10 protein-coding genes are annotated in these 13,118 nt (G+C 41.1%); all 10 read right to left on the minus strand.

The genetic code is table 11. The annotated features are described in order from the left end of the window. Nucleotides 1-398: 398 nt before the first annotated feature. Complete coding sequence (gene glnA / locus D0T20_RS05100) at nt 399-1,736, minus strand: type I glutamate--ammonia ligase (protein WP_004130324.1); 1,338 nt, start codon at nt 1,734-1,736, stop codon at nt 399-401. A gap of 175 nt (nt 1,737-1,911) precedes the next feature. Continuing rightward, nucleotides 1,912-2,601, minus strand: a complete 690-nt coding sequence (locus tag D0T20_RS05105; RefSeq protein ID WP_116438590.1) for a hypothetical protein — start codon at nt 2,599-2,601, stop codon at nt 1,912-1,914. A gap of 157 nt (nt 2,602-2,758) precedes the next feature. After that, nucleotides 2,759-6,319, minus strand: a complete 3,561-nt coding sequence (gene dnaE, locus D0T20_RS05110; protein ID WP_116438592.1) for a DNA polymerase III subunit alpha — start codon at nt 6,317-6,319, stop codon at nt 2,759-2,761. A gap of 52 nt (nt 6,320-6,371) precedes the next feature. Next, entirely contained in the window at nt 6,372-7,328 is a 957-nt protein-coding gene (locus tag D0T20_RS05115) for an RluA family pseudouridine synthase (protein ID WP_116438594.1), read from the minus strand. Next, a complete protein-coding gene (locus D0T20_RS05120; protein WP_016808726.1) occupies nt 7,321-7,815 on the minus strand; it encodes a signal peptidase II in 495 nt (164 codons plus the stop codon). Before D0T20_RS05120 ends, D0T20_RS05115 begins: the two co-directional genes overlap by 8 nt. A 68-nt stretch (nt 7,816-7,883) precedes the next feature. Beyond that, complete coding sequence (locus D0T20_RS05125; protein WP_016787380.1) at nt 7,884-9,197, minus strand: DivIVA domain-containing protein; 1,314 nt, start codon at nt 9,195-9,197, stop codon at nt 7,884-7,886. 272 nt (nt 9,198-9,469) lie between these two features. Next, nucleotides 9,470-9,763: a YggT family protein gene (locus D0T20_RS05130; protein WP_032818175.1), complete on the minus strand. Its 294-nt coding sequence runs from the start codon at nt 9,761-9,763 to the stop codon at nt 9,470-9,472. A 211-nt stretch (nt 9,764-9,974) separates the two neighbouring features. Beyond that, nucleotides 9,975-10,439 carry a cell division protein SepF gene (locus D0T20_RS05135; protein ID WP_016635704.1) on the minus strand — a complete coding sequence of 155 codons (465 nt, stop codon included), beginning with the start codon at nt 10,437-10,439 and terminating at the stop codon, nt 9,975-9,977. A gap of 24 nt (nt 10,440-10,463) precedes the next feature. Next, on the minus strand, nt 10,464-11,672 hold the full coding sequence (gene ftsZ / locus D0T20_RS05140; protein ID WP_032835871.1) for a cell division protein FtsZ: 1,209 nt from the start codon (nt 11,670-11,672) through the stop codon (nt 10,464-10,466). Nucleotides 11,673-11,901: 229 nt separating this feature from the next. Further along, on the minus strand, nt 11,902-13,056 hold the full coding sequence (dusB, locus tag D0T20_RS05145; protein ID WP_116438596.1) for a tRNA dihydrouridine synthase DusB: 1,155 nt from the start codon (nt 13,054-13,056) through the stop codon (nt 11,902-11,904). Between the last annotated feature and the right edge of the window lie 62 nt (nt 13,057-13,118).

Consider the following 13,118-nt stretch of genomic DNA (forward strand, 5'->3'; position numbering starts at 1 on the left):
TTACAGTCGTTGTAAATCATGGATTGCGCGAATATTTTCAAAATTATTCAAATGCAACCAAGCAAAAATTCTATTCTCATAATTTTGAAAATCAACATTACAATTGGATAATTTTAGATATATCATTGTTTCTTTATTGTGCAATAGTTTGCGATTTTTGTTATAAAATGTTTCAATCTTCAACAAAAGTTAAATTAAATAAACAAACGTTTAAATTATGCTTAGAAACTAGCATTCAAACATAAACATTCAGATATAACAATATGAAAAAATTTTGCGAAAAATGTTAAAAAATAATCAAAGAAAAACCTAAAAATAAATCGCGCGACACGCCACCACAGCACATCGCGCGATTTTAATAGTCAACACAAACTAAATTCGCAAATACGTTGCAAAACCTACAGTCTAGGCAAGTATTTCTCTAGCTCGTAAGGCGTTACTTGGCGACGATACTCTTCCCACTCTTTGTGCTTATTGCGCAAGAAGTATTCAAACGCATGCTCGCCGAGTACACTAGCCACAAAATCAGACTTCTCCATAATCTTCAAAGCTTCATCCAAAGACTCTGGAAGAGGCTGAATGCCCATAGCTTGACGTTCAGCATCCGTAAGCTCCCAAACGTCGTCGCTAGTAGGATCGCACAAAGTCATTTGCTTCTCAATGCCATCTAAGCCAGCAGCCAACAAAACAGAGTATGCAAGATACGGATTCGCAACAGGGTCGAGCGCGCGAAACTCCATTCTGCAAGAATTACCTTTGCCAGGCTTATATTGAGGCACACGCAAAAGCGCAGAACGGTTGCTATGACCCCAGCAAACATAGCTAGGAGCCTCCGCCCCACCCCACAAGCGCTTGTAAGAATTAACGTATTGATCTGTAACAGCGCAAATTTCTGCAGCATGATGCAAAATACCAGCCGCAAATTGGCGAGCAATAAGCGACATATTAAACTCTTGCCCAGCCTCATAGAAAGCGTTTGAATCTCCTTCAAACAGGCTTAAATGCGTGTGCATACCAGAACCAGGCTGGTCAGTTAGCGGCTTAGGCATAAAGCTCGCATACATTCCGCGCTCAAGAGAAATCTCCTTAACAACAGTGCGGAAAGTCATAATGTTATCTGCAGTAGTAAGAGCATCTGCATATCTTAAGTCAATCTCGTTTTGACCAGGACCGCCTTCGTGGTGAGAATACTCAACAGAAATACCCATCTGTTCAAGCATGCTCACAGCACTACGACGAAAGTCCATTGCCGAACTTCTTGGAACGTGGTCAAAATACCCACCTTCATCAATAGGAACAGGAGCTTTAGACCAATCGTCTTGCGCTTCAAATAAGTAAAACTCAATTTCTGGATGAACGTAAAAAGTAAAGCCTTTTTCTTTAGCTTTTGCGAGCGCAGTTTTAAGAACATGACGCGGATCTCCAAGAGACGGCTCCCCATCTGGCGTTAAAACGTCACAAAACATGCGCGCCGTGCCTTCTGGGCCGCCATGCCATGGCAAAAGTTGGAAAGTCGAAGGATCTGGCTTAACAATCATGTCGTCTTCTAAAACACGAGTCATGCCTTCAATCGCAGAACCATCGAAGCCAATACCCTCTTCAAACGCAGCTTCAAGCTCTGCTGGAGCAATAGCAACCGATTTAAGAGTTCCAAGAACATCCGTGAACCATAGTCGAATAAAACGAACGTCACGCTCTTCAACTGTACGCAAAGCGAATTCTTGCTGTCTATCCATATCTACAGTCCAATCAATTTAAGTGTGTAACTATGTGTTTTTCTCTCATACTCTTTAACTAATATTTAAGAGATTAATTTATATTATCTCTTACTTTTCACTTTTATTTAGTTTTATGAGCATGAATTTACTTATTTTTAATGTAGCAATCTAGTAGCAATCTACTTAACGTGGATTACATCTTTTTGCCATATTTATAAAAAATCTCTTTGGCTTGATCATCGCTTAAATCATCTGTACTTGTAACTTCAATCCCAGATTCTTTAAGATCTTTAACACTTGAGTAACAAATCATAAGGTCTTCAACACATCTAGCAGCCATTGCAAGAATCATAGGAGGAACAACGTCTAAAACGCCTCGATTATATTCATAAACTTTTGCATCAATCTTATTAGCGCGATTTACCATTAGAACAGCAGGCATTCCACGAAAATAGTCGGTAAATTTTTTAACTGATTTTTCTGGATTGTCTTCGTCTAAATCACGTAAAACTGCGACTCCACCATTTTCGTCGTTAAAACAATCCGCATTAACTCCAGCCATTTTGCAAAAAGATGCAAGAAGCTCTCCTGGCTCTATAGCTGTTAAGAACAGCGCGCACTTTGCCTTTTTTCCAAGCAAACCTTGCAAATCTTCTTCAAAATCTGCTTGCTCAATCTTTTTTACAGCATCATCGATTGAATCACGATTTTGCTCTTCGCTAAACTCTTTTTCAAAACCAAGCAATGCATCTTCCAGCTCTTTATCGGTAAAAGAAGTACGAACACCGTTGGAATCATTGGAGTCAACGCCATTATTGCCATTAACGCCATTATTATCACTAACGTTATTGTTTTTACTCAAATCGTCGTTATTTTCACACATATCTTTTTACCTTCTAAATCAAAAAGCCTTATTTTTACTTGTTTTTACTTATCTTCACTTATCTTTACTTATCTTTACCACTTCTTAAAACGCTTAAAATCACTCTAAAACACTCTAAGAATATTCTACGCGATTAGCTTATTTTAATCGGCTCATTTTAGGCGCCTGGCAAACAAGCTGGGCCAAACAATATTTTTAGCTCTGCAAAAAGTGACATATCTCGCTTAACTCTAAATCTATCTCCAAAAGCTAAGACTTTTGCGCGCCCCTTAGAGTCAATCAAAGCAAGTCTTACTTCGCAACACCCAGGATGCTCACATAATATAGAACTCAACTTGTCTAATTTAGATTTATCGATACTCATATTAGGAAGAACAATATTAAGAGGTCTTGAATCTATAGATTCCAAAGAAGGTATTTCAAAATATTTACCACGCAAAGAAACTGTTTCATCGCGAACCTCAACTTCACCTCGAATTTGAGCTACTTGATCAATCGCAAAATCATTTGCAGCAGCTTCGTATGCTTTGCTGAAAAACATACATTGTATGGAACTTTCCATATCTTCCAATGTGATTATTGCCCACGCATTACCTTGTTTAGAAACACGTCTATCTACACCAGTAATCAGACCAGCTAAAGTCACTTTAGTGCGATCATTCATAGTTTTTGCTTTATCAATCAATTCAGCAATACTCATATCACTCAAGCTACTTAAAACAGCAGAAAGACCACTCAAAGGATGATCAGAAACATAAAGTCCTAACATCTCACGCTCAAAGTTTAGCTTTGTTTTTTTATCCCATTCTTCTACATCAGGAACATTTATTTCAGCATCGCCTAAAGACAGATTATCTGTATTATCTTTATCAATACTAGAGAATAAATCAAACTGACCTTCCAATTGCCTACGCTTAATAGGTATTACGGAATCTATCGCTTGTCCACAAATTTCCCAAATAGCACGCCTATTAGGATCAATAGAATCGAAAGCTCCAGCTTTAATCAAAGATTCAACAAGCCTTCTGTTAAGAGCATCGAAAGAAACTCTTTTAACGAAATCTTTGAAATTCACAAAACGTCCTCTAGAAGATTCACGTTCAGCAATAATATCTTTTACAGCTTTATCTCCAACGTTTCTAATTGCTCCAAGACCGAATCGCACAACATTGCCTACAGCAGAATACTCTAATACTGATTCATTAACATCAGGAGGTAAAATGCGAATTCCCATGCGCCTTGCTTCACCCAAATACAGTGCAGTCTTATCTTTATTCGTACGTTCGTTTTGGAGTAACGCAGCCATAAATTCAACCGGGTAATGCGTTTTTAAGTAAGCAGTCCAATATGAAATCAAACCGTATGCAGCAGAATGAGCTTTATTAAACGCGTAACCAGAGAATGGAACTAAAACATCCCACACAGCTTGAGCAGCTTCTTTAGAATACCCATGCTCTTGCATACCTTTAAAGAACGGGATTTTCTCTTTAGCCAACACTTCTGGCTTCTTTTTACCCATAGCTCTACGCAAAACATCTGCCTTGCCAAGGCTATACCCTGCTAAAATACGCGCAGCAGATTGCACCTGCTCTTGGTACACAATCAAACCATAAGTTTCGCCTAAAACATCTTTTAGCGGCTCTGCAACTTCGGGGTGAATAGGCGTAATCTTTTGCAAACCGTTCTTACGCTTAGCATAATTGGTGTGCGAATCCATATCCATAGGACCTGGCCTATAAAGCGCAATCAAAGCAGAAATATCGTTAAAGTTATCTGGTTTTAGAGTGCGAAGAAGCGCACGCATACCGTCGGAATCAAGCTGGAAAACTCCTAAAGTATCTCCTCTTGCAAGAAGTTTGTAAGTTTCTTTATCGTCTAAAGGTATTTTCGTATAATCAATTTTTGTATGACGATTATTCTCAACATTTCGAATAGTATCCCTAATAACCGTTAAGTTAGAAAGACCCAAAAAATCCATCTTAACTAGGCCAAGAGTTTCGCAAGTGTGATACTCAAAAGTTGTTGTAATTGTGCCATCAGTGCGCTCCAAAAGAGGAGACGTATCTGTAATAGGCTCCGAACCCATAATCGTTGCACAAGCATGCACACCCGTTTGGCGAATCAAGCCTTCAATACCCTTTGCTTCTTCTGTAATTAGCTTTGTATCTGGGTCATCCTTGTACATCTCACGGAACTCACGAGCCTCCGCGTATCTCTTTGACTTTTCGTCAAAAATTTCATGCAAGCTCATATCTTTGCCATTTTTTGCAGGAGGCAAAATCTTTGTAATTTTTTCTCCAACAGAAAACTCATAACCCATTATTCGAGCAGCATCTTTAAGAGCTTGCTTAGTTTTAATCGTGCCATAAATCACGCATTGCGCTACTTTGTCTTTTCCATATTTTTCGCCAACGTATTCCAAAACTTTGGCTCTACCTTCTGGATCAAAGTCAACGTCAATATCTGGCAAAGACACGCGCTCTGGGTTTAAGAATCGTTCAAAAATCAAACCATGCTTCATTGGGTCAAGCTCGGTAATGCCCATTGCATACGCCACCATTGCTCCTGCAGCGCTTCCTCGTCCAGGGCCAACCATAACCCCGTGCTCTTTTGCCCAATTAATATAGTCTGCAACAACTAAAAAGTAGCCACAAAATTGCATTTGGCATATAACGCCACACTCGTAGTCTGCTTGTTTTAAGACTTCCATTGGAACATTGTTGTTGTATCTGCGTTCCAAACCCTCTTCAACTTTTTTAAGGAATAGCGAAGTCTCATCCCACCCTTTAGGACAATCAAATTGCGGCATAAAAGCGCCATCTTCGCCGTCATCAAACATAACATTGCAACGTCGCGCAATCTCAAGCGTATTATCGCAAGCTTCTGGAAACTCCTTAAAAAGCTCACGCATTTGCTCAGCAGACTTCAAATAATAGCCAGAACCGTCAAACTTAAAACGATCTGGATCATCTAAGCGAGATCCAGAATTAATGCAAAGCATTGCATCTTGCGCTTCTCTATCTTCTTCGTGCACATAGTGCAAGTCGTTAGTAGCAAGAAGTGGAGCATTCAACTTTTTAGCAATCTCAAGCAAATCTTTCGTAACGCGTGTTTCAATAGAAAGCCCGTGATTCATAAGCTCAATAAAGAAATTATCTCGACCAAAAATATCTTGGAACTCACTTGCAGCGCGTAAAGCCTCATCAAATTGACCCAAACGAAGACGCGTTTGAATAATTCCAGACGGACATCCAGAAGACGCTATAACGCCTTTAGAATACGTTGAAAGCACATCTTTATCCATTCGAGGATATCGCATAACGCGACCTTCCAAATTGGCTATAGACGATGCTTTAAGCAAATTTGTTAAGCCTTCATCATTTTCGGCCCACATTGTCATGTGAGTAATCAAACCACCGCCAGAAACATCGTCGCTTCTTTGCGCGTCCGTTCCCCAATGAACTCGGCTTTTGTCTTGTCTGGCTGTTTCTGGAGTCACATAAGCTTCGATTCCAATAATCGGCTTAATCCCAGCTTTTACAGCCGTGCTCCACATCTCGTACGCGCCATGCATATTGCCGTGGTCTGTAATAGCAATAGCTGGCATACCCAATTCTTTTGCACTCGCTACTAGGTCTGGTATCTTTGAAGCACCATCCAAAAGCGAATAATGCGTGTGGTTATGCAAATGTACAAAGTTTGTTTCTGGCCTAGTCATGCTTGCTATTTTATAGATGCAATATGACCTGTTTTGCTAAATATGCTCGCTTTTATAATTGTCGCACGGCTTGTAAAGCGTGTTGCAAATCTAGCGGATACTTCGATTCAAGCTTAACTAATTTTCCTGTTCTAGGATGCTTAAATTCTAGCTTAGTTGAGTGAAGCCATTGGCGTTGTAACTCTAGTTTTTCTGCGAGTTTTGGGTTTGCTCCATACATTTTATCCGCCACTAATGGATGACCAATCGAAGAAAAATGCACGCGTATTTGGTGAGTTCTACCCGTCTCTAAATTTACGCTAACTAAAGTTGCAATTCCAAAGCGCTCCAAAACATCCCAATGTGTTACAGCTGGTTTGCCATTTTTGGTTACAGTAAACCTAAAGTCAGATACTTTTGACCTTCCAATCGGAGCTTCAATAGTCGCTTTGTTTTGCTCCAAATTTCCTTGCACTAATGCCGTATAAGTTTTTTTAACACTATGATTAGCAAATTGCTGCTTCATCTTTTCGTACGCAAAATCCGTTTTGCAAACGAGCATAAGGCCGCTTGTTCCAACGTCTAACCTGCTTACGATTCCTTTGCGTGATTCGTCGCAAAGCGTTGTGTTTATTTTAATCCCAGCGTCTTCTAGACATTCTGGAACAGTAGGCCCGTTCCACCCTTTTGCTGCATGAGACGCCACAGAAACAGGCTTGTTTATTACTACAACATCGTCATCGTTATATACGATTTCTAAATCGCATATAGAAGGCTGGCTTTGAGCATTACTGGAAGAATCGCGAGCACTAGCACAATCGCAAGCACAATCGTCTTCTTTATTTACAACAATCACATCTGATTCTTGCAAAATAGATGATTTTTGCGACTTTCTATTTAGGATTTTTGCTTTGCTACTTTCGATTAGCGATATTGCGTTTGCACGCGATACTCCCATAAGCTTCGACAAACATACGTCGAACCTACATCCTGCAAATTGACTCGTAACTGTAAAACGAATATCACTCATCAGCGCGCTCTATAAGAGGAATCCCAATCAAAATAAGGCATATAACTGCGATTCCTGCAAACATAAGCTCAATATCTGCAACATTTCCAACGGACCATCCGTAGTTTATAAAATCTACGACTTTTCCGTTCAAAAAGCCCTGAGCATATTGCGCTCTATCAATAAGATTTCCAAAAGCTCCAGCAAAAGCTAAAGCAAGCGCAATAGTCCAATATAAGGATTTTGTGTGCTTAATAACAGCAGTCATAGCACCGCAAGCAGCGCAAGCTAACACGCTAATAACCCAAGTAAAAGAAGAGCCTAAGCCAAAAGATGCTCCAGGATTCCTAACAAGAGTAAAAGAGAGCAAGTGTGGAAGAATCTCAATGTTTTTTCCACCACTAAGCGCTGCTAAAGCCCAAACTTTTGTTACTCGGTCTAAAACCACGCCAATAAAAGCAATCAGTGCAAAAACGGCTGCGCGATTACGCAGCCGTTCTACACGCACATAACTATGCGTCAATGTATTTTCCAATCTAAAGGGATTTAGTAAATACTACTAAATACTAGTAAATACTACTTATCCTGCTTATCTTGATTTTCCATAGATGTATACGTGTTTTCGTCGGAAACTTGAGCAACAAGCTGACCCAAGAAGTCGGTCAAGCGAGTACGATACTCAGTTTCAAACTGCTTAAGGCTTTGAATGTTTCCTTCAATAACCTTAGTTTGCTTCTCGAGATTTTCACGTACTTGGCGAGCATATGCGTCTGCAGAAGTGCGAGTAGTGGAATCGTAATCCGCAGCTCTGTGCTGAACTTCTGCTTCGTATTGATCAGCTTGATCGTGAGTTTGCTTAGAGTAGTCATCCGCAGCTTGACGAACCTTGCCCGAGTAAGCGTCTGCCTCGTTGTGAGCACGAGCCGCATAAGCATCGGCATCTCCGCGAGTACGAACCGAATAATCATCCGCATCCCCGCGAGTTTGCTTATTGTATTCGTCAGCCTCGCTGTGCGTGCGACCAGAGTATTCGTCTGCCTTGGCAATTATCTCGTTATAGCGTGCCTGGCTTTCTTCAACAATCTGCTGAGCCTTTGCCTTGCCCTTGTCTACATATTGATCGTGCAATTGCATTGCAAGAGTCAACATAGCAGTAGCACGCTCTGGCTCCGAGCCCTGAGCTTCCGCACCAGCGCCTGCAATCTTTTGCAAGCTACCAGTTTCTGTGCTTGGTTCCATCTTAGAAACTTGCTCGCGAAGCTGTTCTTCTCGCTTATGCGATTCTTCGAGCTGCTTGTTAAGATCTTGAACCTTAGCATTTTCTTGCTGAGTTACAACAAGCTGCTGGCGAACCTCTTCTAGCTCACGACCCAAGTTTTCGCTGCTTGCACGGAAGTCATCGCGCTCGCGCGTAACGTTTTCAAGCTCTTCTTGAATCTTCTTATCAGCGTCTGCCTTAGCATTATCTGCATTTGCAGCTTGAGCGGTAAGCTGATCTACTTGAGCACCCAATCCATCCAGTTGCTCCTTAAGCTGCTGATTTTGCTCGCTCAATGCACGGTTGTTTTCTTCCGCTTCCTTAAGCTTTGCTGCAAGATCGTTATCACTCTTGCTTGCATTGCTGGATGCTTCTCGCAAATCATTATTTTCTTTAGTTAAAGATTCAACCTGATTTGTTAAGTCTGCAATCTTATTGTTTAAGCTAGCAACATCAGCGCCAAGAGACTGCGTAGAAGCCCCGAGTCCTTGCACGGCCTGCTGACCAAGCGCTTCGATTGTTTCTGTAACCTGATCTAAAAAGTCATCAACTTCGTCAACGTCATAGCCTCCCTTGAATCTAACGATCTGGAAGGTATGCTCGCGAATGTCTTTAGGCGTTAACAGAGCCATAATGCATTACACCTCACTTTTGGGCGCGCAGCCCTTTTGATATATCTCTTCGATGCTATCACGTCCATAGAAAAAATTGTGTAAAAAGTAATTATTTTTTACGAAATCTGCCAATATTTTATTATTCAGACTTATTTTTATTATGAAGACTTACGTTTAGTAAATGTTTAGTAAATAATGTGATTAATAGATAATAATACGAACATCGTTGAAAAATAGTGGCGATTGCGCGCGTATAGTGAACATTCTTAAAGTCTTAATAAAAAAAAATCTTAATAGATCATAGATAAAATCACTTGTAAAACAATTATCAAAAAGTAAACAACCATAAAACTTACGTCTAAACTTATATTACCAAGCCTTACGGGTGGTATGAATCTACGCGCAAATCTTAAAAGCGGTTCCGTTAAATAATATATGATTTGAGCAAATTTTCTAACAATCGCATTTGGACTAAATGAATGGAATACGATTGGAATCCAGTCTAAAATTGCGCGAATAAATAGCACTGTTAAGTATGCGCTTAGAAAAAGATTAATGATTAATATTAAGCTGTTAAAAATCATAAACTCACTTCCGTAAATAAACTTTCTTAAAACAATCACAAGTAAACAATCATCACAATAAAAGTTAAGAAGATTTTTGTTATTAGATAATTTTTATTCGATAATTGATATTAGATAATTTAAGGCAGAAATCTCAAAGAGACTCTGCCTTAAATCTAAATAACGCATAAAGCAAATGCTATAAGCGGTCTTTGTTACTAAGCTTGTATCTTTACGAGAACAATTCTCTAGCAGAACCGCCATTAGGAGCGTCTTCAACCTTTATGTTTACTTGCGAAGGACTTAGAAGAAACACTCTTGGCGTTACTCGCTCAATAGACCCACGAACACCAAATACAACTCCAGCAGAAAAGTCAACAATGCGATACGCAACAGATTCACTAACACCAGTAAGATTCAAAACAACTGGAGTTCCATCTCTTAACGCACGCCCAACTAATTGAGCATCGTCATAAGACTTTGGATGAATCGTTGTAATGCGACTCATGCGGACTGCTCCAGCACGAGAAGCAGTGCCATTACCCAACTGCGATTCTGAATTATGCAGACTTATAGGAGCAACGTTGTGATCGTTGTCAAACGAAGTTTCTTGCGCTTGAGAATCAACGAAATCATCGTCGTCTTGAACATCACTCATGCCTACGTAAGACATCATGTTCTTCATAAAGCCAGCCATTAAGCTGCCCTCCTATCGCTATGCTTAACGTAGAAAATCAGGAATATCCAATTCGTCTGGTTCGTCTTGAGGCTTATCTTTAGAAGCCGATGCTTGATAATTCTGGCTTGGTGCAACAGAATCAAACATAGAAGAAACAGGCTGCGAAGATTCTTCAGCAACAACAGGCTTTGCGGAAGGCGCGACTGGAGTTGTTGACTGAGCTGGGGCAACAGAATCAACTCCTGCTTGCATATCTACAAAAGCACCAGCCTTATCGTCTTCCACCTTAGGGTGGGAATCAAAACCAGCAGCAATAACAGTAACGCGAACTTCGTCTCCGTAAGAATCGTCCAAAGAAAGACCCCAAATAATCTGGGCTTCTGGATGAATTGCCTTGCGAACAAGTTCTGTTGCAGCGCTTGCTTCTTGCAACTTCAAATCGCTTGGACCTGCAATATTAATCAAAGCACCGTGAGCGCCTTCAATGCTCTCTTCAAGCAATGGGGAGCTAATAGCAATTTCAGCAGCTTGAGTAGCTCTGTCTTCTCCCTTTGCAGCGCCAATTCCAAACAGCGCGGTTCCAGCACCACGCAAAACGGCGGTAACATCCGAAAAATCAACATGAATATAAGAATTCATGGTAATCAAATCGGTAATACCTTGCACGCCTGCAAGCAATGCGGTATCTGCCGTCTTAAAAGCTTCAATAATTCCGATAGTTCGATCTGAAATTTCCAACAAACGATCGTTTGGAATAACAATCAAAGCATCGACTTCTTTACGAAGATTTTCAATACCAAGTTTTGCTGATGCAGCACGCTGAGGGCCTTCAAACCCGAAAGGACGCGTAACTACTGCGATTGTTAAAGCACCTTGCTGGTGTGCAGCTCGCGCAACTATTGGGCTTGCACCTGTACCAGTTCCACCGCCCTCGCCGCAAGTTACGAACACCATATCGGCGCCCTTTAATGCTTCTTCAATGTCGGATTGATGATCTTGTGCAGCTTTTGCACCCTTTTCTGGATCAGCACCAGCACCGAGACCACGACTTGAAGCATCAGATAATGAAATCTTTACATCAGCGTCGGAACGCAACAAATCCTTAGCATCAGTGTTGATAGCTACGAATTCTACGTTCTGCAAACCCTCGGTGATCATTCGGTTGACGGCGTTACCACCGGCTCCACCGACGCCGACTACCTTGATTATGGTTTTGTCGTTGAAATTGTCAGTCTGGGCAATCTCGCTCACCGTTGTCTCCTGTCACTCACACGCACGTTTTACGCAATACTTTAGCGCAAAACGCTCGATAATGGCGACGTTTTACAAATAAAAACTTAAAAAATGTCACCGATTCGATAATACACCGTGCTATACGCAAATATTTAAGGCGTTTTATCAACAAAAGTTTGGAACATTAAGCAATAGTTTAGACGCCATTTTTAACAGCCACTAAACCCTAGAAAACTCTAGAAAAACGCTAGTAGCTAGCATCCATTGGATCATTGCCAAAAAGCTCTTTGCGCTCCTCGCTAGTAGTAATTCTTGAATCCAACCAGCCATATGGCAAATGAACTTTTTTAGCAAAACGAACTCGACCACGCGGCGTGTCTAAAATCTGCTCAGGAAGCTTAAGTGACGAATCTAACGCATCAATATTGCGTTGAACGTCATCAATAGACTCGCATTCCATAAAGCTTTTGCGAGTTCCTCCTCCAACTGGGAAGCCTTTCAAATACCAAGCAATATGCTTTCGCAAGTCATGAACTGCCATTCGCTCATCGCCATCATAAAAGTCAACAAGAAGCTCCAAATGCCTTAAAATCACCTTGCAAACTTCGCCAAGACTTGGATTAACGCGATTATCGCTGCCATTGCAGGCAGAGCGAATATCTGCAAAAATCCAAGGACGCCCCTGGCAGCCTCTACCAATAGCAACGCCTGCACACCCTGTTTCTTTAAACATTGCAAGAGCGTCGTCCGCGCCCCAGATATCACCATTGCCAAAAACAGGAATATCTAAAGCCTCTACAAGCTCGCCAATACGGCTCCAATCGGAATGACCACCATAATATTCTGCAGTGGTACGCGCATGCAAAGTAACAGCCGCACAACCCTCTTCTTGCGCAATATGGCCAGCTTGCATAAAAGTCTCGTGAGCTTCGTCAATTCCAACACGGAATTTAGCTGTAACAGGAATTCCCGCTGGATTACACACGCTTACAACGCGATGTAAAATCTCTTGAAGCAAATCTGTTTTCCAAGGAAGAGCAGAACCGCCGCCGCGCCTTGTAACTTTAGGAACTGGGCAGCCAAAGTTTAAGTCAACGTGATCTGCCATATTTTCGTCAACAACAATTCGAGCAGCTTGCTCCACAATTAAAGGATCTACTCCGTAAAGTTGCAAGGAGCGCACTTTCTCGCTAGGCGCAAAACGGCATAAACGCAAGGCTTTTGGATTTCTTGCGACTAGTGCGCGTGCAGTAATCATTTCTGCAACATACAAGCCATCTGGCCCGTACTCTCGGCAAATCACGCGAAAAGGCCAGTTAGTAATACCAGCCATTGGAGATAAAACAACAGGAGTTGCAATATGAATTTTCCCTAAATCCACTGGTTTAATAGAAAAATCCATATTGCTTTAACTCCGTTCACTTTAATATTTTTGCTAGCGATTTTACGCGATTTTTTACTAGC

Origin of the sequence: Gardnerella piotii (genome assembly GCF_003397585.1) — a bacterium.
In the GTDB taxonomy this organism is placed as follows: domain Bacteria; phylum Actinomycetota; class Actinomycetes; order Actinomycetales; family Bifidobacteriaceae; genus Bifidobacterium; species Bifidobacterium piotii.